This is a genomic window from Enterococcus sp. UD-01, assembly GCF_044909655.1.
GTDB lineage: Bacteria > Bacillota > Bacilli > Lactobacillales > Enterococcaceae > Enterococcus_L.
Window position 1 is genome coordinate 87,751 of sequence record NZ_JBIYEU010000005.1, and the last position, 21,102, is coordinate 108,852.

General features: G+C 39.9%; 23 protein-coding genes. 18 read left to right on the forward strand and 5 right to left on the reverse strand.

The window, feature by feature from the left end:
• Positions 1-35 precede the first annotated feature (35 nt).
• From leuC to ABH902_RS06320, 3 genes are read left to right on the forward strand one after another with little or no spacing between them, the layout of a single operon-like run.
• Positions 36-1,412: a 3-isopropylmalate dehydratase large subunit gene (gene leuC / locus ABH902_RS06310; RefSeq protein WP_404589708.1), complete on the forward strand. Its 1,377-nt coding sequence runs from the start codon at positions 36-38 to the stop codon at positions 1,410-1,412.
• The gene (gene leuD, locus ABH902_RS06315) at positions 1,412-1,999 is read left to right on the forward strand and encodes a 3-isopropylmalate dehydratase small subunit (protein WP_404589709.1); all 588 of its coding nucleotides are present in this window, start codon (positions 1,412-1,414) and stop codon (positions 1,997-1,999) included. Before leuC ends, leuD begins: the two co-directional genes overlap by 1 nt.
• 28 nt (positions 2,000-2,027) lie before the next feature.
• Positions 2,028-2,777, forward strand: a complete 750-nt coding sequence (locus ABH902_RS06320; RefSeq protein WP_404589710.1) for a class I SAM-dependent methyltransferase — start codon at positions 2,028-2,030, stop codon at positions 2,775-2,777.
• Between the two features lie 183 nt (positions 2,778-2,960).
• Here ABH902_RS06320 and ABH902_RS06325 read toward each other — a convergent pair whose 3' ends face one another.
• Both ABH902_RS06325 and ABH902_RS06330 read right to left on the reverse strand, forming a co-directional pair.
• Positions 2,961-3,560 carry a DUF2812 domain-containing protein gene (locus ABH902_RS06325; protein WP_404589711.1) on the reverse strand — a complete coding sequence of 200 codons (600 nt, stop codon included), beginning with the start codon at positions 3,558-3,560 and terminating at the stop codon, positions 2,961-2,963.
• Positions 3,561-3,570: 10 nt separating this feature from the next.
• On the reverse strand, positions 3,571-3,879 hold the full coding sequence (locus tag ABH902_RS06330; RefSeq protein WP_404589712.1) for a PadR family transcriptional regulator: 309 nt from the start codon (positions 3,877-3,879) through the stop codon (positions 3,571-3,573).
• A 196-nt stretch (positions 3,880-4,075) separates the two neighbouring features.
• Here ABH902_RS06330 and ABH902_RS06335 point away from each other — a divergent pair, with 196 nt between their 5' ends.
• A complete protein-coding gene (locus tag ABH902_RS06335; RefSeq protein ID WP_404589713.1) occupies positions 4,076-5,335 on the forward strand; it encodes a hypothetical protein in 1,260 nt (419 codons plus the stop codon).
• Between the two features lie 69 nt (positions 5,336-5,404).
• On the opposite strand, the gene ABH902_RS06340 is transcribed toward ABH902_RS06335, so the two are convergent.
• Positions 5,405-5,698, reverse strand: coding sequence for a hypothetical protein (locus ABH902_RS06340; RefSeq protein WP_404589714.1), 294 nt, complete (start codon positions 5,696-5,698; stop codon positions 5,405-5,407).
• A gap of 981 nt (positions 5,699-6,679) precedes the next feature.
• Between ABH902_RS06340 and ABH902_RS06345 the strand changes: the two genes are divergently transcribed.
• The 12 genes from ABH902_RS06345 to ABH902_RS06400 all read left to right on the forward strand — a co-directional run bounded on the left by ABH902_RS06345 (position 6,680) and on the right by ABH902_RS06400 (position 17,567).
• Positions 6,680-7,522 (forward strand): CPBP family intramembrane glutamic endopeptidase, encoded by an 843-nt coding sequence (locus ABH902_RS06345; protein WP_404589715.1) that lies wholly within the window; start codon positions 6,680-6,682, stop codon positions 7,520-7,522.
• Positions 7,523-7,721: 199 nt separating this feature from the next.
• Entirely contained in the window at positions 7,722-8,033 is a 312-nt protein-coding gene (locus ABH902_RS06350; protein WP_404589716.1) for a hypothetical protein, read from the forward strand.
• An 88-nt stretch (positions 8,034-8,121) separates the two neighbouring features.
• A complete protein-coding gene (locus ABH902_RS06355) occupies positions 8,122-8,589 on the forward strand; it encodes a nucleoside deaminase (protein ID WP_404589717.1) in 468 nt (155 codons plus the stop codon).
• A gap of 12 nt (positions 8,590-8,601) precedes the next feature.
• The gene (locus tag ABH902_RS06360; RefSeq protein ID WP_404589718.1) at positions 8,602-8,979 is read left to right on the forward strand and encodes a hypothetical protein; all 378 of its coding nucleotides are present in this window, start codon (positions 8,602-8,604) and stop codon (positions 8,977-8,979) included.
• 180 nt (positions 8,980-9,159) lie between these two features.
• The gene (locus ABH902_RS06365) at positions 9,160-10,701 is read left to right on the forward strand and encodes a CHAP domain-containing protein (RefSeq protein ID WP_404589719.1); all 1,542 of its coding nucleotides are present in this window, start codon (positions 9,160-9,162) and stop codon (positions 10,699-10,701) included.
• Between the two features lie 168 nt (positions 10,702-10,869).
• Positions 10,870-11,769 (forward strand): N-acetylmuramic acid 6-phosphate etherase, encoded by a 900-nt coding sequence (gene murQ / locus ABH902_RS06370; RefSeq protein WP_404589720.1) that lies wholly within the window; start codon positions 10,870-10,872, stop codon positions 11,767-11,769.
• 25 nt (positions 11,770-11,794) lie between these two features.
• Positions 11,795-13,102, forward strand: a complete 1,308-nt coding sequence (locus tag ABH902_RS06375) for a PTS sugar transporter subunit IIC (protein ID WP_404589721.1) — start codon at positions 11,795-11,797, stop codon at positions 13,100-13,102.
• 106 nt (positions 13,103-13,208) lie between these two features.
• The gene (locus ABH902_RS06380) at positions 13,209-13,502 is read left to right on the forward strand and encodes a hypothetical protein (RefSeq protein ID WP_404589722.1); all 294 of its coding nucleotides are present in this window, start codon (positions 13,209-13,211) and stop codon (positions 13,500-13,502) included.
• Between the two features lie 8 nt (positions 13,503-13,510).
• A complete protein-coding gene (locus tag ABH902_RS06385) occupies positions 13,511-14,410 on the forward strand; it encodes a BadF/BadG/BcrA/BcrD ATPase family protein (RefSeq protein ID WP_404589723.1) in 900 nt (299 codons plus the stop codon).
• The gene (locus tag ABH902_RS06390; protein ID WP_404589724.1) at positions 14,407-15,501 is read left to right on the forward strand and encodes a DUF871 domain-containing protein; all 1,095 of its coding nucleotides are present in this window, start codon (positions 14,407-14,409) and stop codon (positions 15,499-15,501) included. The genes ABH902_RS06385 and ABH902_RS06390 overlap by 4 nt, the downstream gene beginning before the upstream one ends.
• Positions 15,502-15,518: 17 nt before the next feature.
• Entirely contained in the window at positions 15,519-16,646 is a 1,128-nt protein-coding gene (gene anmK / locus ABH902_RS06395; protein WP_404589725.1) for an anhydro-N-acetylmuramic acid kinase AnmK, read from the forward strand.
• 69 nt (positions 16,647-16,715) lie between these two features.
• Positions 16,716-17,567 (forward strand): MurR/RpiR family transcriptional regulator, encoded by an 852-nt coding sequence (locus ABH902_RS06400; protein ID WP_404589726.1) that lies wholly within the window; start codon positions 16,716-16,718, stop codon positions 17,565-17,567.
• A 62-nt stretch (positions 17,568-17,629) separates the two neighbouring features.
• Here ABH902_RS06400 and ABH902_RS06405 read toward each other — a convergent pair whose 3' ends face one another.
• A complete protein-coding gene (locus ABH902_RS06405) occupies positions 17,630-18,658 on the reverse strand; it encodes a lactonase family protein (protein ID WP_404589727.1) in 1,029 nt (342 codons plus the stop codon).
• A 190-nt stretch (positions 18,659-18,848) separates the two neighbouring features.
• Here ABH902_RS06405 and clpX point away from each other — a divergent pair, with 190 nt between their 5' ends.
• Positions 18,849-20,102, forward strand: coding sequence for an ATP-dependent Clp protease ATP-binding subunit ClpX (gene clpX, locus ABH902_RS06410; RefSeq protein ID WP_404589728.1), 1,254 nt, complete (start codon positions 18,849-18,851; stop codon positions 20,100-20,102).
• 116 nt (positions 20,103-20,218) lie between these two features.
• Complete coding sequence (yihA, locus tag ABH902_RS06415; RefSeq protein WP_404589729.1) at positions 20,219-20,800, forward strand: ribosome biogenesis GTP-binding protein YihA/YsxC; 582 nt, start codon at positions 20,219-20,221, stop codon at positions 20,798-20,800.
• A gap of 71 nt (positions 20,801-20,871) precedes the next feature.
• On the opposite strand, the gene ABH902_RS06420 is transcribed toward yihA, so the two are convergent.
• Positions 20,872-21,018: an SPJ_0845 family protein gene (locus ABH902_RS06420; protein WP_404589730.1), complete on the reverse strand. Its 147-nt coding sequence runs from the start codon at positions 21,016-21,018 to the stop codon at positions 20,872-20,874.
• Positions 21,019-21,102 lie beyond the last annotated feature (84 nt).

A 21,102-nucleotide genomic window follows, 5' to 3' on the forward strand; every position in this document is an offset into this window, starting at 1 on the left:
AAAGAATAAAAAATAAAAAAATGGATGTGACAACAATGGGGAAAACACTATTTGACAAACTTTGGGAACAGCACGTCGTAACCGGTAAAGAAGGCGAACCGCAGCTACTATATATCAATCTTCATCTGATTCATGAAGTAACCTCGCCGCAAGCATTTGAAGGCTTAAGAGAAGCAGGTCGTAAAGTGCGCCGTCCGGATCGAACCTTCGCAACCATGGATCATAATGTTCCAACTAAAGATATTTTCAATATTACTGATTTAGTCGCGAAAAAACAAATTGAAGCTTTGCAAAAAAACTGTGAAGAATTCGGCATTACCTTGTGTGAAAATGGCAGTGATCGCCAAGGAATTGTTCACATGGTAGGACCAGAAACTGGCTTGACACAGCCGGGGAAAACGATTGTCTGCGGCGATTCGCATACAGCGACGCATGGGGCTTTTGGCGCTTTAGCCTTTGGGATTGGGACAAGTGAAGTTGAGCATGTTTTTGCGACACAGTGTTTATGGCAAAGAAAACCTAAATCGATGGGCGTTAAAATTACCGGCAAGCTAGCGAAAGGCGTGTATGCCAAGGATATTATTCTAGCGTTGATTGCTAAATACGGCGTGGATTTCGGCGTGGGCTATGCAGTTGAATTTTATGGCGAAACGATCGAAAACTTAACCATGGAAGAACGAATGACCATCTGTAACATGGCGATTGAAGGCGGAGCGAAAATGGGGATGATGGCGCCGGATGAAAAAACCTATGCGTATCTTCGCGACCGAGAGTACGCACCAAAGGATTTGGCAGCAGCGATTGCTGAATGGGAAAAACTGCCGACAGATCCAGATGCTGTTTATGATGCCAATTTGGAATTGAACGCGGACGAGCTAGTGCCGTTTATCACTTGGGGAACCAATCCGGAAATGGGCATTCCTGTAACAGGCACTTTCCCTGAAATCAAGGATATCAATGATAAACGCGCCTACCATTATATGGATCTAAAACCGGGACAACGACCGTCAGATATTGAAATTGGTTATGTCTTTATCGGTTCTTGTACGAATGGCCGCCTTTCCGACTTAGAAGAAGCCGCACAAATTGTCAAAGGTAAAAAAGTCAAAGCAGGCATTACTGCGATTGTGGTACCCGGCTCCAGACCGGTTCGCAAAGCAGCTGAAAAAATCGGTTTGGACAAAATTTTTATAGAAGCGGGCTTCGAATGGCGTGAGCCAGGTTGCTCGATGTGTCTGGGGATGAATCCGGATCAGGTACCGGCGGGCGTTCACTGTGCTTCAACGTCCAATCGAAATTTTGAAGGTCGTCAAGGGAAAGGCGCGCGAACCCATCTTTGTAGTCCAGCAATGGCAGCAACGGCCGCGCTTGCAGGCACATTCGTAGATATTAGAAAGGAGCTAGGTGCATAATGGAGGCTTTTACACAACATACGGGGACCACGGTTCCTTTGATGAATGATAATATTGATACAGACCAGATTATTCCTAAATCGTTTCTAAAACGAATTGAAAAAACAGGCTTTGGCGAATTTCTATTTGATGAATGGCGTTATTTACCTGATCGAACGCCTAATCCGGATTTTACGTTGAATGAAACGCAATATCAGGGTGCTTCAATCTTAATTTCCGGGGATAATTTCGGTTCAGGCTCTTCCCGCGAGCATGCGGCTTGGGCGCTGACAGACTATGGATTTAAGGCGGTGATTGCCGGAAGCTTTAGCGATATCTTCTATATGAATGCCACCAAAAACGGCTTGCTGCCGATTGTGCTAAAACGTAAAGAGCTAGAAGCTTTGGCGGCGCTCGCTTCAACTGAAACAATTACCATTGATCTACCGAAGCAGCAAGTTCTTTCAAGCACCGGTACGTATTCTTTTGAGATTGACAGCACGTGGAAACATAAGCTGGTAAATGGTTTGGACGATATAGCTATCAGTATGTCACACGAAGCAGAAATCACAGCATATGAGCAAAATATTCCAGCCTATTGGCAATAAGAGCTCGTCGTTTAAAGGAGGGTAACCAATGGAGTGGGATGCAAAAAAATACAATACAAGTCATGATTTTATTTTTAAATATGGCGCAAACTTATTTGAATCGCTGCCGAAGGAATCAAAACGGATTCTAGATATTGGCTGTGGTACGGGACAGCTCACAAAGCAACTGGCTGATTTAGGGCATGAGGTGACTGGAATCGATCAGTCGGCAAATATGATTGAACAAGCCAGAGCCAGTTTTCCGGAGCTGACCTTTTTACGGGAAGATATTTTAAAGCCGTCAGAACAGCTGGAAACATACGATATTGCCTTTTCCAATGCGGTTTTTCATTGGATTTTAGATCAAGATTTGTTATTAAAGCAGATCTATCGTAGATTAAACTCACATGGAGAACTGTTATGTGAGTTTGGAGCTGCTGGCAATGTCGCCTTGATTCGCGCAGCATTTGGAGAGGAACTGCAGATCTTGGACTACGTGTTCGAAGAGCCATTCTGTTTTACGCCGATTGCTGAGTACCGGAATTTATTAGTCGCTAATCATTTTGAAATTTTGTTCATTCAGGAATATGATCGCCCAACACCGTTAAAGGCTGGAGAGCTAGGGCTAAGAGAATGGCTGCAGCAATTTTACCCGACAGAGCTTGACCGATTAACTGCCAGTCAAAAAGAACGATTATTTCAAAAGATAGAACAAAAATTAATGCCTGAATTATGGCATGAGGATCATTGGGAAGCGGATTATCGTCGTTTGAAAATCAGAGCGCGAAAACTTGATTAAAAAATAAGGTTGAGCCAAAAGTCGGTTAGGTTCGAGCAATTGGGGTAAAAGACGAACAATATACTTTTTATATTGTTCGGATTTTATGAAATTGCCTAAGAACCTGACTTCTGGCCGCCATTTATTCGTAAGTAGTGAGCGGGACAAAACTTTTTTTAGTTTTGTCCCGCTCACATTTTCGGTTTATTCGGCGATTTGATCGTCTTTTAGATACTTTTTCGCGTTCGTTCCTACAATCACGTAATAGATCGCCGCCGCTAAAAAGAATAGAAGCGGCATTGCTTGAACGAGCAGGAAGAAGGTTTCCATCACAACCATACCGACTAATTGAAGTCCACTGTAAGAAGACCAAAGACTTTCCTGCAGGTACCAAGAAGGCCATGATGATTGAAAGAGAACCAAATAGATTAACATCAATGTGCCATAAGACAATGCATGATTATATAGGTGTTTATAACGCTCATTTCTTGAGGTATTATCAGAGAAGATATCCATAGCTTGAGCTTGACTATCTAGAGGTAAAAAAATATGAATGCCGCTATCTTTACTGCCACTGACATGCCGCCAGCCGCTATCTTCAAATAAAGTAAGATAATCCCTATATGCAGCCTTATTTTTAAAGACGCGATAGTCAATTTTATAGTTAAGTGTCTGCGGAGTAATTTTTTCAAAGGTATAGATATTTAATGAGCTGTATTTTACCAAGCCCCAGCCCTGTTCAGCTAATTGCTTCAAATAGTGTTCCTCTTTTTCCATATCAATAAATACTCTAAATTTTTTCATCGTACCCCTCCTATAGTAGTGCATCAGCAAGTGCTGATAGTTCTTTTAGACGAGCGGCTTCTTGTGTCAAAAGATCTTTGCCGGCATCTGTTAAGGCATAAACTCGGCGGCGTTTGTCAGTACCGGGTACTTCGTGAATCAACTTTTGCTTTAGCAGGTTCTCAGTAGCGCCATATAATGTACCAGCGGCGATTCTTACGCGACCATTGCTTAATTCCTCGACCTTTTGCATAATCGCATAGCCATGCAGCGGTTCAAGCAAAGCAAGCAGAATAAAAAACGTTGTTTCGGTTAAAGGCAGTAATTTGTTTTTGTTCATTGAGGCACATCCTTTTTTTATATCGGTAAACTATATAGTGTTACTGTATAGTTAGAGTTTATATCGTCTGACTGTATATGTCAACTTTTTTTGAAAAGATTTTTTGACAATCTTTTCTGAATTTATATCAAAATAATTTATAAATATGCTAAACTAATAATAGCCAAGGAATGAAAAGATAGGAGTGTTTGACGAAGTGAAAAAGAAATATTGGGGCATCGCTATTGGGGGAGCGGCAGCTATTTTGCTGATTATTGGCGGATTTTTACTGCAAAAATCTGTCAGTGCCAACAAAAAAATCGCAGCGATTGAAATAGAAACAGACAAATCTGGCATGCTGTATGAAGAGGTAGCTTCTTTGTATGACAAGGATCAGGAGTTTCTAAATAAAGAGACGAAACAATCCTCAATTAAGAAAGTGAAGAATCAATTACTAAAAAAACAAGCTGAGATTGCACTATTAAAACGTGAAAATACCTTTAAATTAACGTTCGACGGTGCTGAAAAGAATCTTCAAGAGCTTCTGGAAAAAACGTCACTAGCTAATGAAAAGCTCGATATCCAAACAGAAGCCAATCAGCTTTTCAGTTCTATGGATTCAGCTGTTGAAGGGAATCATGTAAATGATGAGCTGCCAATCACTGCGGAATTAACCAAAGACAAAATTGCCATTGTTGAAAAAGCGCTTGCGAAAAACAAACAACTTGAAGGCAAGTGGAAGAATGCACTTGGTTTAGTTGTAAAAAATGCCCAAGAGCAAGTAGAACAAAAGGAAAAAATCGAACAGCTGTTTAATGAAGCCTTTGATGGAAATGTACCAAAAGAAACGGTACAGCAAGCTCAATACAATACATTGAATCAAGCAGTTGAAAAGGTCAAGAACGCAGAGCTTAAAACGAACTATACGGCAAAATTAATTTTGATGAAAGCGATGATTGACACACAAGGCCAGATCAATGCTTTGACCTTACAACAACAAGCGGCTGAAGCTGAAATGGATAAAGCTTTGGAAAAAGCCAAAGCAGAAACAGAAAAAGCACTAAACGATGCGACAAGTGATGAGAAGCTGCTGGAAGGCTATTCAGATGATCAAATTGAATTTGCCCGCGTGTGGCTGAAAGTCATCGGCAGCAAACCTTCTGAATTAAATGTGAAGAGAATTCCGGCAGGAACTCCAATTAATCAATACGATAAGGGCAGTCTCGGTTATCCAGCAGACGCAGTGATGCTTTACGGCTCTTATGCAGCAGAAGGCCAGGTCGTCTATACGAGCAATCATAACGGTACGATTAATCTTTATCCAGTTCCAAGTCATTGGCAAATGCCGGCAGAGATCGCTAATAATCCAGATAAAATCAGAGAAATGACGCAAAAAATTGTGAACGAGATGAAGGTAGTCAGTGTTGATGTAGGCAATCCGCGAGACGTCCGTGATGTGATTTTGGTGGAGAAATGATAAGGGAATATTAAAAGTGAAAAACTTTAAGAGGATGGTCGCTCCATCCTCTTTTATACTATACGCAAATTAGCCCAATTTCTTTGTCAAATCAATTTTTTTCGCGCGATTCATTTCCTGCACGGCTTTATCCCCAACTTCAACCAAGTGATTGTAATCCTCATAGAAAGCATGAAACAGCTGTGCTCGCGCATAATATTCTTTGATTATTTGTTTCTTATTGATCGGTCCGGCACGAAAAGCAAAGAAATGCTCCAAAATCGCTAAAGGCTCTTGCCAAGAACTCAGCTTTTCCATTACATCTTTCAGTTCATTAATTTCCTGATAGGAAACTGCTTTTAAATGACTCACTTGCTTATCCATTCGCCCACTCTCCTTTTACATAGACGGGAAAAGCCATTCCAGACTTTTCCCAGCAATATCAATTATTTTCTGGTTTATTGTACATTGACGAGGCAAGCCTTTAAGCATATGCTATCAATGGCTTTTTAGCCTTGCTGTATTCATAGCATACACATCTATAAAACAAAAAAGCGCTATTGCACCACCAATACCGCCAATCATCCACTATACCGAACCTATCATTTCTTTCTAAAAATAACCCAAACATTCCTAAAAGTTAGAAAAAACTAGAAATTTAAAAGAAAATTAGGTACAATAAAGAAACTAGGACTACGGTACTAGGAAAGAGGCAACTTGTATAGATAGGGTCTAATGTCTATGCAAGGCTTCATTATTTGGTTGCCGCCAAGTAGTGAAGTGCCTTTTTGTTTTACAGGTAACAATAAATTCTGCGATCCTCCTTTCCAACAAAATTTAGGGATAGAAAAAACGGCATCGAGCAAACGCCCAATACCGTCGACAATAGACTAGATTCATACATGCGCTAACTAAATTGTACACAAAGAAAAGTTTTTCTGGAAATCTTCTTCAAATTTGGTACAATAAAAGAGCTAGTAACATGTTGCTAGTACTATTGGCAACTTGTTTGGACTTGGTCTACTAAGTCTTAACAAGACTTCGATCGTAAGGTTGCCGCCAAACGATTGAAGTGCCAATTTTTTATTTATTTGTCTTATTTTACATCAGCAATCTACTATAATTGTTCTGTAAAACGAATTTCTATCCCATGAATTATATTATACCGAAAGACCAATGATAGCGCAAACGAATTTACTATTTGATAGAATTAAATAACAAATAAAAATCATCCCTTATATAAAGAAAAATAACAAAAATTTTTTTACGAAATAGAATGTAAAAACAAAAACTAGGACTTAAGAAGGAGTTCTAGTTTTTGTTGTTATGGTAAACTTTTATTGTCTATAAAAAGGGAGTGTTCTAATGAAAAAAGAGTTGTCTTTATGGAAAGTAGTTGTCATCAGTATAGCAAGCCTTGCCATCCTCTTAGCCGCACAATTCGTTGCGAGCTTTTGGCTTATACTGGATTTGTACGGTGTGGAGCAGATCTTGACAGGCGTTACTTACGCTGGTGTCGTTTATGTATTACTGAAATTATTGATGGAAAAGTGGATAGGAGTATCATTACAAGACTTGCTGATTGATCGTTTTCATCTGAAAGCTAGCTGGGGAATCATAGCGTTCTTGTTGCCGCTGGCTGTTATCGGCTGCTTTATCCTGTTAATGGCAGGAACATTTTCAGTAAACCATTTTTCTACAGGAGATACTGTTCGAACGATTTTTTCTGCAGTTTTTCTAATTGGAGTAGCGACAGGCATTGTGGAAGAAATGATTTTCCGCGGTATTATCATGAATGTGGTTGAACGAAAAAGCAATAAACTTGTAGCAATTATTCTACCGTCCTTTTTATTTAGTCTCGTCCATTTATTGAATGGAGCACTAAATATACAAAGTACCCTGCTATTACTGCTTGGCGGAACACTGGCAGGTGTGATGTTTTCACTAATGGCCGATTATTATCAATCAATTTGGGCAAGTACAGCGTTGCATGCGGTGTGGAATATTTTCATGATTGGAGGAATATTCAATATCGGGATAGAGCAGAGTAGTTATTCATTAACCAATTATGTATTAAAAAGTCGCTCTCTACTATTAACTGGCGGTGAATTTGGCGTGGAGGTTTCCCTGTTCGCGATGCTGAGCTATGTGCTGGTTATTGCGTATTTGGTCTATTTATATCAAAAGAAGAAACACAAGAAAAACTAGAGTAGAAAACACGAGCTAAAGGGTCTTATATTACGTCTTTTAGCTCGTTTATTTTTTGGCAGAAATGTAGAAAAATTGTGAATTATATTCATTTGTATGGTTAAAATAGATTTGTTATTATGGTAAGCTTAATAGAAATATACGAAGTTAAATAAAAGGGATTTTTATTAACTATAAAAAATGAAAAGTGGGGATTAAAATGAAAAAGAAAAAATTATTAATTGGAACGGTTATTTCGGTAGTATTGTTGATTGTCTTGGTACTTTTCATTATTTTTGGTACGGCAGGTGGCAGACGTTGGCAAAAAAATATGCAGTCGTCTTTAAATGACGGGCTAAATCGAGAAATTATCGTTTATAATTCTGATGGATCAGTAATTTACAAAGAAAAAGGAAAGTTTGATATCAACTACAGCGAAGGTCGCTTAGAATATATTGATGCCGACACAGGCTTGAAAACGAATATCTATATTGGCTATAATGCGACAGTAATTGTGAATGAATTAGAGTAATTAGTTGTCAGATTAGAATGCTAAAGTATGTTTCAATATGAACGAGGCAAATAAATAAAATTATATCCAAATATATAAGAGGTGAAAAATGAGAAGGCATCCAAAAAAAGAAATAATGTCGGATTTAATTAAGAAACAATGGGAAATGCATTCTATATATGCTGCTGTTGTAGATAATGAATTAAAAGTAGTAGGTGAGGGAAAGACGACAGTTGTTGCTGCTTCAGATCCAACAGCTCATGCAGAAATTAATGCAATCAGGCATGCTTGTAAGGTGTTAAGGACGGATAAATTGCCGCAAGGTTATTGGTTATATTCTACATTCGAACCATGTCCGCTTTGTGCATCAGCAGCTGTTTGGGCAGGTATTGACGGCATCGTTTATGCGAATAATCCAAAATATAGAGGGGAAGAAGCTAACTGGTCGTTTATTTCTTGTGAGGAAGTTTTATCCCGCGGAAAAGATCTTCATAAAGTCAGTTTGATTAAAGATTATATGATTGATGATATAAAAGGGTACTTTACTAGACATAATAATTTAACTAAAAATGATTAGAAAGAGTAAGGAATGATGCTGAAAAAACATAAAATTGAATATACCAATTATGGAGAAGATGTATCAAAAATAAAAGTAATAACGTTATGTGGCTCTGCAAAGTTTATGAAAGAGTTTAAAGAAGTTGAAGCAAATTTAAGTTTAAAAGGTATCGCTGTACTCAGTCCAATATTTTTTGAACAAAGCAAAACCAGCAAAATTACGAAAGAAGTTGCACAGCTATTAGGGAACATGCATTTTAGAAAAATAGAACTAGCCGACGAAATATTTGTCATGGATGTTGGCGGGTACATTGGAGAAAGTACCAGAAAAGAAATTGCATTTGCGAAAAGCAATAATAAAAATATACGATATTATTCAGCTTTTATTTCTGATAGTACTTGTATTTAAGAATGATTTAAATTCAAAGCATGAAAGAAAAGTAAATGAAAGTTGAACAATTGTTGAAAGAAAATCAAAAGAAGTGACTCCTAACTATAACCTATACTTTATTTACTCAGTCAATTTGTTTTAATTATTTTGAAGCATACGATTGAGAAAAAATATAGTTTAAAGAAAGGAGTTACAAAAATGGCAGAAGGAACAGTTTTAATTTCAGGTACTCAATGGCTAGGTGGAAAAGGGGTTCCTGTCTATTCGAATGGAGGTAATTACAGCACCTATTATCAGTGTGTGGAATTGCCCCAGCAAAGATTATACCCTAAAATGGGCTGGCCTAGAGTGTATGCAGCAGGAAATGGAGGAGCACAGTATATTCCAGAAGGTTCACCAGGTTTAAAAAGATATAATCCGGGTTCTAAATATGTTCCCGTACCTGGGGATTTGGTTATTGAAAATGGAAATAGCTGGAACCCTTACGGACACGTATCAGTTGTAGATTACACGGATACAAGCAAGGGAATCATTTATGCAGTTGAGCAAAATGCTTCAGCAAACGGTCGGGTGACATATAACTATAATGGCAGTCATTACACAGGTCTTTCAGCAAGTAGATCAGTCAAGTGTATTCTTCATGCACCGGAGAATACATTAAAGAATAAAGTATCTGAACAAAATATAGGCTGTTTAGATTCTTTTAACATCCAAGCAAGAGACATTACAGTGGGGGGCTGGCATGCAGCTAGCAATAGTGGAAAAGGCCCGCATAGTTATATCTTTTTAATGGATGCGAGTACAGGGAAGGAATTAGTTCGCAAAAAAATTAATAGAGTAGCGCGGCCAGATGTGGCAAGAGCGCACCCAAACATTCCAGGTTCAGGAATGAGCGGCTTTTCGACAAGTATCCCAATCACTGATCGATTGTTAGGGAAAAATATTAAAGTAATGTCAAGATATGCTACAGAAGCAGGCGGCAATGGCGGAGTAAGCGACTATAATTATTCTTCAGTTAAAAAAGTACCAAGTCAAATTCAAGGTGGAAGTCTAGATTCTTTCAATATCAAAGCAAGAGAAATCATTGTAAGTGGCTGGCACGCCACCTCAAATAGTGGTAAAGGGCCTTACAGTTATATTTTCTTGATGGACGCAGATACTGGAAAAGAGTTAGTTCGTAAAAAAATTAATAGAGTAGCGCGGCCAGATGTGGCAAGAGTTCACCCGAACATCTCAGGCTCAGGAATGAGTGGTTTTTCGACAAGTATTCCCGTTACCGATCGATTGTTGGGAAAAAATATTAAAGTAATGTCCAGATATGCCACACAAGCAGGTGGAAATGGCGGAGTAAGCGACTATTATTACACTTCGGTGAAAAAAACATTGAGCCGATTGAATGTTGGTCGTTTAGATGGTACAACAGTTACTTCGACTGCTGTGTGTTTGAATGGTTGGCATCTGACAAACTATGCAGATAGTAGTACTTTTCGTTATTTAATTTTAATCGATCAGGCTACAGGAAAGGAAGTAAGACGTCAAACCTTTGTCTCAGCATCCCGTCCAGATGTAGGTAGAGCCTATTCGAAACAACCATTTGCTTCAAATAGTGGCTTTAATGTGACTTTCAACAAAACCGGATTAGAAGGGAAAAAAGTCAAAGTTATTGCTAGATATGCTAGAGATTCAGCAGGTAATGATCCTATTGATGATCTATTGTTTGAAAATATCATTTCATTATAATTCATCAACTGATTTTAATAGAGTAAAGGAATAAACATTCTTCCTTTACTCTATTATTTATGCAAACAAAAGAAATTTTATTTCAAAAATAATTTAAAAAACTTGAAATTTTAATTCGAATAAGTTATATTCTAAGTGTAAACAATAAACCTACGAAGGAGGAGAATTATGCTTGATGCTTTAGCAACAGAAAGAAGAAATCAAACGACAACTGATTTGGATCGTTTTTCCGTCAGAGAAATTGTTGAAGCGATGAACCAAGAGGATCAGCAGGTCGCTTACGCAGTAAAGGCTGAACTTTCTTCTATTGTTGCCTTGATTGAAGCTGTCGTTGCCTGTCTGGATCGAGGCGGCAATTTGTTTTACATTGGTGCGGGAACGAGCGGTCGATTGGGCGTGTTGGATGCCGCTGAGTGTATCCCTACGTTTAATACGAAGCCAGAAAAAGTTCAAGGATTAATCGCAGGTGGAATGAAAGCGATGACAATTGCAGTTGAAGGTGCGGAAGATTCATTAGATTTAGCCAAAACAGATTTGAAAGCACATCATTTGAAGAAAGAAGATTTTGTTTTAGGTATTGCAGCTAGCGGCAGAACACCTTATGTCATTGGCGGTTTGGAGTATGCTAAAGAAATAGGGGCGACAACCGGTGCGCTGTCCTGCAACAAAGGCGCAGCTATTTCGCGCTATGCAGATTTTGCTATTGAAGTAGCAACCGGAGCAGAGGTTTTGACTGGTTCGACTCGTTTAAAAGCCGGCACAGCACAAAAGCTGGTGTTGAACATGATTTCCACAGCCAGCATGATTCGACAAGGCAAGGCCTACCAAAATTTAATGGTGGATGTTCAGCCGACCAATGAAAAATTAGTTGAACGTGCAAAAAGAATTATTATGGAAGCAACAGATTGTACAGAAGAAGAAGCGGCTTTTTACTTAAAAGATTCCGAACAAAATCCCAAATTGGCAATTGTCCGAATTTTATCAGGTGAAAGCAAAGAAGTAGCGGAGCAGTTACTGCAAAAAAATAAAGGGTTTGTTGGTAAAGCACTTGAAAGCACTAAAAAATGAATAAATGTTAGGGAGATGAAATGCAATGCAAAACGTATTAAACTGGATTGAAGAAAAGCTAATGCCGCCAATGGCAAGGTTTGCTGAGCAGCGTCACATGAAAGCCATCCGTAACGGGGTTATTTCCACCTTATCTCTGATTATGATCGGCACGCTGTTTTTAACCATCTCTAATTTGCCGATTCCTGGGTTTGAAGAATGGATCAAGCCTTATCAGGCTGATTTAGTGATTCCCTTCCGCATTACGATGGGCTTGTTGGGGATTTACGGCTCATTCAGTATTGGGTACAACTTGACGAAATCCTATAAGCTGGACGGCATTACCGGCGGGATGTTGTCGTTGGCCAGCTTTTTAATGCTGACAATTCCACAAAATGTAGATGCACTCTTACCAGAAGGAAAAGGTCTTGGTTTAGCATGGGTTATGCCAATGGATTATTTAGGCGGATCAGGTATGTTCTCAGCCATTATTGCGGCGATTTTTGCCAGTGAGTTATATCGTTTATTTACGAAACATAATATTACGATCCGCATGCCGGAGCAAGTACCGCCAGCTGTGGCAAGAAGTTTTGAAGCATTGATTCCAGGTTTTGTTATTATTACGATTGTTTGGGTTATTCGCGTGTTAATCGGATTTGATGTGAATAAATTCTTGATGGATCTATTTGCTCCGTTAGTGGATATTATGGGCAATAATTTATTAGGTGTTTTATTGCCGATGTTCTTTATTCATTTGTTATGGGCTGCCGGTGTTCACGGCATGAGTATCATTGGTTCACTGGTTCGTCCAATGTGGCTGGTTATGCTGGATGCCAATGCTGATGCATTTGCTTCAGGTACGCCGATTACGAAATTGCCGTATATCGCGCCGGAACAATTTTATCAATGGACAGTAACGATTGGTGGCGCAGGGGTGTCGATTTCTATCTGTATTTTATTATTATTCTGTCGTTCTAAGTTCCTAAAACAAGTAGGGCGTTTCTCGTTGATTCCCGGATTGTTTAACATCAATGAAATGTTGATTTTCGGTGTACCGATTATTATGAACCCTATTTTGGCATTACCGTTTATCGTTGCGCCTTTAGTAACGACAACGATTAGTTATTTTGCAGTAAAATTTGAGCTGGTGAACGGCTTTATCAGTAATCAGGCTTGGACGTTGCCAGCACCGATTGGGGCTTACCTATCTTCAGGAAATGACTGGCGCATGATCGTGTTAGTCGTCGTTAATATTTTAGTAGCGATGGCTATCTACTTCCCATTTGTCCAAATGTATGACAAACAAATGCTGGCAGAGGAAAATGAAAAGGAAAACGCAGAACAACTGGCTTAAGTTAGTCTGCGGCTGATGAGAGAGTAGTGAGTGTGGAACAGAGGTGAAAAAACCTTTGTTTCACACTTTAAGTAAAGAGAAGAAGCAGATAGAAAGGAAGCATCCTATGTTAAAATTACTATTGATTGTAGCTATTATTGGCTTTATTCTTTTAGGCGTTGGCATTACACATTTTTTGGAAACAAGACATTGGCTACCGAGTCGTTGGCTGACAGGCTGTTTGGTTTTTCTGGTGATTTTAATTCCCAGTGTTCTTTTTCCACAGCTGCCGCTTGGGTTTAAACAATTGTTTTATGGCATAAGTGCATTGCTGGCAGTGATTTTCTTTGAAACGACTAGAGGCATATTAGAACGCAATGAATACAAAGGAATTGTCAAAACGCAGCCAAAAGGAAAGTAGTGAGAAGCATGGAATATATCATTGGAGTCGATAGTGGCGGTACGAAAACAGAGGCAATTGTCTATGATTTAGCGGGGAATCAGCTGCAACGTGTCATGACCGGCTTTGGGAATATGCTGGTGGATGCTGAGCAAGGGCTATTGAACATCAAAACGGCTATTCAAACGGTGTTAATGAATCGGGCAGCTGAAAAGTGTCGCTTGCTTGTCTTAGGTCTAGCCGGAATGGACAGCGGTGGCTTAAAAGAAATATTGGCTGAAGAGTTAGCCGTATTTCAGGTACCGCTAGTGCTGTTAAATGATGGCCAGCTGGCTCATTATGCGTTGTTAAAAGGTGAAGCGGGCATTTTATTAATCGCAGGAACTGGCTCTGTCAGCATTGGCCGCCGGCAAAAAGACTGGTACCGCGTGGGTGGCTGGGGGCATTTGTTTGGCGATGAAGGCAGTGCCTATGATATTGGCAAATGTGCCATTCAACAGGTGCTTGCTGATTATGATGACAATCGACCGCCAAGCTTACTGACCAAAAAGCTGCTGCTGCATTTTCAAGTAGCCACCATTTTAGAGCTGGTTAAGCTTGCTTATCGTTTGACTAAGGATCAGCTGGCAGAGCTCGCTAAGATTGTCAGCGAGGTGGCAGAAACGGAAATTGCAGCGCGAACCCTGCTGCATGAAGCAGGCGTTAAGCTTGCCATACTTGTGGAAAAAACGGCAAAGAAAATGCCCTATAGTGCGGTAGTCAACGTAGGACTAAATGGGAGTGTAATTGAACATAATCCCTTTGTACGGCAAGCTTTTTTTGAGTATCTACGTCATTGTTCGTTTCAGTGCAACTTTATTGAAAAAAACAGTTCTAGCGCAAAAGGCGCTTTATATTTTTATTTGAAGAATGGAGCAGTGGAAACATGAGAAGACTGGGTATTTCCGTTTATCCTAATCACAGCAGTGTAGCAGAAATTAAAGAATATATGTCGTTGGCAGCAAGCTATCGTTTTAAACGGGTATTCACTTGCTTGTTATCGGTTGAAGAAGGCAAGGAGCAGATCGTTAAGGATTTTACAGAAACCATTGCCTACGCGAAAAATCTTGGGATGGAAGTAATCGCGGATGTAAGTCCAAAGGTTTTTGGCGAGCTGGGGATTAGCTATCAGGATTTAGCTTTTTTTAAGGAAATTGGCGCAGATGGGATTCGTTTGGATATGGGATTTACCGGAAATGAAGAATCCATCATGACCTTTAACCCACAGGATTTATTTATCGAGTTAAATATTAGTTCAGGGACACGCTATTTAGAAAATATTTTAAGCTATCAGGCGAACGCAGATCGCTTGCTAGGCTGTCATAATTTTTATCCGCATCGTTATACCGGTCTAAGTTATGAACACTTTTTTAAAACAACGCAAATTTACAAGGAAAACGGTATTCATACGGCTGCCTTTGTGAATTCACCCAGTGCGACGATTGGTCCTTGGCCGGTTGAAGAAGGTCTTTGCACACTGGAAATGCATCGCCAGTGGCCGATTACGACGCAGGCCAAGCATTTATGGGCAACGGATTTAATTGATGATGTGATTATTGCCAATGCCTTTGCTTCTGAGGCAGAATTAAAAGCGTTGAGTGAAATCGATCCCTATAAGCTTACCTTTGATTGTGTCATTGATGCAAAAACGCCGGAGCTTGAGCGGAAGATCGTTTTAGAAGAATTTCATTTTAATCGTGGCGATGTTTCGGATTATGTGGTACGTTCGACACAAAGTCGGGTGAAATATAAAGGCCATTCTTTTGAGCCATTCAATACGATCAATATGCAAACAGGAGACATTATTGTGGAAACTTCCTTGTATGCGCATTATGCAGGAGAATTACAAATCGCTTTGTTGCCAATGGAAAATTCCGGTAAATCCAATGTTGTAGGTAAAATCAGTGCAGCGGATCAAGTCCTGCTGCCGTATTTACGTCCTTGGCAGAAGTTTGCTTTTAACGAAATTAACGAAGGATAAGTACAGGAGGAAGATACATGGTATATGCAGTTGGCTTAATGTCAGGAACCTCGTTAGATGGCATTGACGCCGCTTTAGTTGATATTGCCGGTGAAAATGAACAGACAACTGTCCGCTTAATTGAATTTTTAACCTTGCCGTTTCGGGAGCAGACAGTTCAGCGAATCAGAGAGGCGCTTTCACTTAGCGAGTCGAATGTGGCAAAGATTTGTTCTTTAAATGTTGAATTGGCAGAAGCTTTTGCTGCTGCTGCGCTGGCCGTTTGTCAAAAAGCGCAGATCGATAAGAGGCAGCTCGCTTTTATTGGCAGTCATGGTCAAACCTTGTATCACCTCCCGACCGCTCAGCCTAATTATTTGGCTTCAACCCTGCAGGTAGGAGCACCGGCTGTCATTTGTGAACGGACAAAAACGACGGTTGTTTCTAATTTTAGAGAGCGTGATATGGCTGTGGGTGGACAAGGAGCGCCGATTGTGCCGTATTCTGAATATATTCTTTACCGCAGTGATAAAGTAGTACGGCTGCTGCAGAATATCGGCGGCATCGGCAATTTGACAGTTTTACCGAAAAATGGGACATTAAAGGATGTTATCGCCTTCGATACAGGACCTGGCAATATGATTATGAATGAATTGTGTTTACATTTTTTTGATATCGAGTATGATAAAAATGGAGACTATGCCAAGCAAGGAACTGTCAACCAAGCACTGTTAGCAGAACTATTGGCACATCCCTATCTACAAAAGTCCTTTCCAAAAACAACGGGACGAGAAGAGTTCGGCAAGCCATTTACGCAAGCTTTGATTAAAAAGTGGCCGCTTAAACCAATCGATCTCATTGCCACAGCAACAATGTTTACCGCGCAATCAATTGCGCTGGCTGTACAACCGTTTATCAACGGACCGACAGAGCTGATTATCGGTGGTGGCGGCAGCTATAATCACACGCTGATAAACATGCTGCAAGAAGCTTTGCCTGAAGTGAGCGTAAAAATTCAAGAAGATTTGGGCTATTCATCAGAAGCCAAAGAAGCAATCGCCATGGCGGTTCTAGCTAACCAAACGCTTCATTATCAGGCTGGGAATGTACCAAGTGCAACAGGGGCTGCGCGAGCGGTGCCTTTAGGCAGTATTACTTATTATTAATCAAAGCATAACGGTACTTAGCCGCCGTTATGGCTTACATAAAGTGAAGAAAAATCGGGAGATGAAAAAATGAGCAGGGACAATATTCAACGCAGAATCAGCAGTGTGCTGGAACTTTTACCTAAATCAGAACAAAAAATCGGCAAGACTATTTTAATGGAGCCGGCCAAGATAATTAGTATGACCGCCTCTGAACTGGCGGCTTATGCCGGTACGAGTCCAGCCACAGTTATTCGTTTTTGCAAAAAAATTGATATCCCCAGCTTTACAAAATTAAAAATTGGACTTTCCGCAGAAATCGATACGCCCGTTCATGAAGGCTATTCCGATATTGCAGCGGACGAAACGGTTGCGGAAATTAAAGCGAAACTATTAGGTAATGCCTATCAGTCCATGCAGGAAACTGTTGCTCTCCTAAAAGAAGAACGAATTGAGCGGATTGTTGATATACTTGTACAAGCCCCGATTCTTTACGTTTACGGCATTGGCGCTTCTTATTTAGTTGCAGAAAATATTGCGCAAAAATGGAACCGAATCGGTAAAACAGTGGTTTGTGTCCAAGATCCACATGTGTTGATCGCTACATTAGTATCAGCGCCAAAGAATGCCGTCTTTTTTGGAATTTCTCATTCTGGAGAAACGAAGGAGGTCTTACGCTTAATGGAGGTTGCCAAAAAGCATCAGTTAAAAACAATTGGCTTGACCCAGTTCGGCGATAATTCGTTAAGCAGTAAAGCCGATTATGCGCTGCAAACAGTTCGTTCCAATGAAGCTGTTTTACGAAGTGCTGCTACGACGTCCTTACATGATCAGTTTATTGTGGTAGATGTCTTATTCTATGCGTATGCCTCCAGAAACTTTGATCAAACCTTAGATAGAATTCAAAAATCGAAAGAAGAAGTGAGAGAATACGAAAAATAGACAAAACGATTTCGTTTGTTCCTGGCATTAAGCTCGGCAAACGAAATCGTCTTTTTTATGAATTATTTAAAATAAACACAAACACATTCAGGTGCGTAAACGTCCTTTTGGATCATTTCCAACAATCCTGTTGCTTCATCACGACGATAAAGTGTTAAGTTGTCGGTGTTTTGGTTAGCCGCTACGACAAACTTACCTGAAGGATCAAGGTCAAAGTCTCTAGGAATTTCGCCTTCTGTTGAAATCAACTGAATACGTTCAACGCTTGTCCCATCTTCTGCTACAGCAAAGATAGCAATTGAATCATGGCCGCGATTGGAAGCATAGACGAAGCGGCCGTCAGCAGAAATCCGAATCGCTGCTCCGCCGTTGAATTCATTAAAGCCTTCCGGTAAAGTTGAAACCTTTTGCAGCTGTTTGAAAGAACCAGCTACAGCATCATAGGCCAATACAGTTACCGTACTGTCTAATTCGCCGAAAAGATAAGCGATTTGATTATTCGGATGAAAAACAAGGTGACGAGGACCAGTTCCCGGTTCCGCTACATATTGAGCGACTTCAGTAAGCTTTCCTTCAGCACTTACATCATACGTATAGACGCGATCTGTTCCCAGATCGCAGACAACTAAACGACGATCAGGCGTTAAATCTGTGTAATGAACATGGGCATTGTCTTGATTTTCATGAGGTCCAGTGGCTTCATCATGAATCAGCTTGTCCGCATCCTCTAAACGCCCATCCGCTAAAATACGGTATACGTGAACGATTCCTTGATGATAATTTGCACCAAACACTAATTGTTTTTCTTCATCGACAGCAACGTAGCAAGGAGGTGCTCCTTCTTCCGTTACTTTGTTTAATAAGTCGAATTGACCTTTGTTGTTCTGGTAAGCGGCCATACCACCTTTTCCGTCTACAGAAGTGACATTGAAAAGCTCACCCTTTTCATCTAGTGCTAAGTAAGTAGGACTAGTTTCTTCTATTAATAAGGCAGCCTCAGAAAGCTGTCCCTTTTCCGTATCCAAGGCAATCTGATAAATTCCTTTACTTACTCGACGCGTATACGTTCCCAATAAAATCTGTTCCAGCATGCATTTCCCTCCATTTTTACTGCTGTTCAGCAAAGAAACAGCGAATCTTTTTTGCTCTTTTAGTATAACATAAGAATGCTTTTATTAATAAAATCTTTATAAATCCAATGTTCGCATTTTCACTTGTTTTATGCTATTATATTCTAAGACTGTAAGGACAGTCATTTTTAATTTTAGAGGGGTGACATGCATGTACGATAATACAAATAACAACAACGGTGCTGTTCGCTGTTCATTCTGCGGAAAAACACAAGAAGAAGTGAAGAAGATCGTTGCCGGACCTGGTGTCTATATTTGTAATGAATGTATCGACTTATGTAAAGAGATTATTGATGAAGAATTTTACGATGAAGCCGTACGTGAATTAACAGATGTTCCTAAACCCCAAGAAATATTGGACGTCTTAAACGAATATGTCATTGGACAAGATCAGGCAAAGCGCTCACTAGCAGTAGCGGTCTATAATCACTATAAACGTGTAAATCAAACTGAAAATTCAAGCTCCGATGAAGTAGAATTACAAAAGAGCAATATTTGTTTAATTGGACCAACGGGTTCTGGAAAAACGTTCTTAGCGCAAACCTTGGCTAGAACATTAAACGTGCCATTTGCGATTGCCGATGCAACGAGCCTAACGGAAGCAGGTTACGTGGGAGAGGATGTCGAAAACATTCTCTTAAAATTACTGCAGTCTGCTGATTTTAACGTTGAGCGTGCTGAAAAAGGCATCATCTATATTGATGAAATCGACAAGATTGCCCGTAAAAGCGAAAATGTTTCTATCACACGAGATGTTTCAGGTGAAGGAGTACAGCAGGCATTGCTGAAAATTCTGGAAGGAACGGTTGCCAGTGTACCACCACAAGGCGGACGTAAACATCCTCATCAAGAATTTATCCAAATTGATACCACGAATGTCTTGTTTATTGTTGGTGGAGCATTTGATGGCATCGAAACAATTGTTAAAAACCGCTTAGGTGAAAAAACGATTGGCTTTGGTACAAATAACGGCAAACTGGTTGAAGGTGAAAGTGTTATGCAGCAAATCATTCCGGAAGATTTACTAAAATTCGGTTTGATTCCTGAATTCATCGGACGTTTACCAGTAACCGCAGCTTTAGAAAAACTAACGACGGATGATTTGGTTCGAATCTTGACTGAACCAAAAAATGCGTTAGTGAAGCAATATCAAAAATTGCTTTCATTAGATGATACTGAACTGGAATTTGAGGAAGAAGCCTTACGGGCGATTGCGAATAAAGCGATCGAACGTAATACTGGTGCACGTGGCTTGCGTTCGATCATCGAGGATATCATGATGGATGTCATGTTTGATGTTCCGTCTGATGATACGATCAAAAAAGTCATTATCACTGAAATGGCTGCAGAAGGTACCGGCAAACCAGCGATTGTCTATGACAAAACAGACCAAAAAGCCGGCTAAATAAAGAATAATGAGATGGCGGGATGGAAACAGTTTTTTAACTGAGTGTTTGAGTTAAAGACTTCTGTCTCTGCCTCTTTTACTGTGTGAAAAATAAACAGATTGGAGGGCTAAACATGAACGTACATAACGCTGAAATTGTCATCAGTGCCGTTTCACCAAAGCAGTACCCTGAAACAGAGCTGCCGGAAATTGCCTTGGCAGGTCGCTCAAACGTTGGGAAATCCTCTTTTATCAATACGCTGATTAATCGGAAAAATCTGGCAAGAACTTCAGGTAAACCAGGAAAAACGCAAACGCTAAACTTTTACCTAATCGAAAACGCACTGCATTTTGTCGATGTTCCCGGTTATGGCTATGCGAAGGTTTCTAAAACTGAACGGGCGAAGTGGGGCGAAATGATCGAAACCTACATCACATCCAGAAAGCAGTTGAAGGCTGTCGTATCACTGGTGGATTTACGTCATGAACCAACGCGTGAAGATATTCAAATGTATGAGTTTTTGAAATACTACAATATTCCGGTAATCGTTGTAGCGACGAAAAAGGATAAAATTCCGCGCGGCAAATGGAATAAACACGAAAGTATGGTCAAAAAAGCTTTGGATTTTGATAAAAATGACGACTTTATTCTTTTTTCTTCTCAAACAAAAGAAGGTAAGGAAGAAGCATGGCAGGCAATTGAAAAGTACTTATAGAAAGAAAAAGAGCTGCGACAATCTTCTGTCGCAGCTCTTTTTTGATTAAGCAGTCAGGAAAGCAACAAGCCTTATTTTTCTTTTTTCGCTTCTTTTTCTGCAGCTTTTGCTTGTTGTTTTTCTAATTCTTCATTGGGCATCTCTACTTTTTTCGGATCAACCGCAAAAGCATCAAATAATTTATCTAAATCATCTGTACGTTCGAATTTTAATCCCATATTTATTCGCTCCATTCTTTTTAAATTGAGTAAACTATCAGATAGCTCCATGGTGATAGTGTAGCACCATTTTTGAAATTTGGG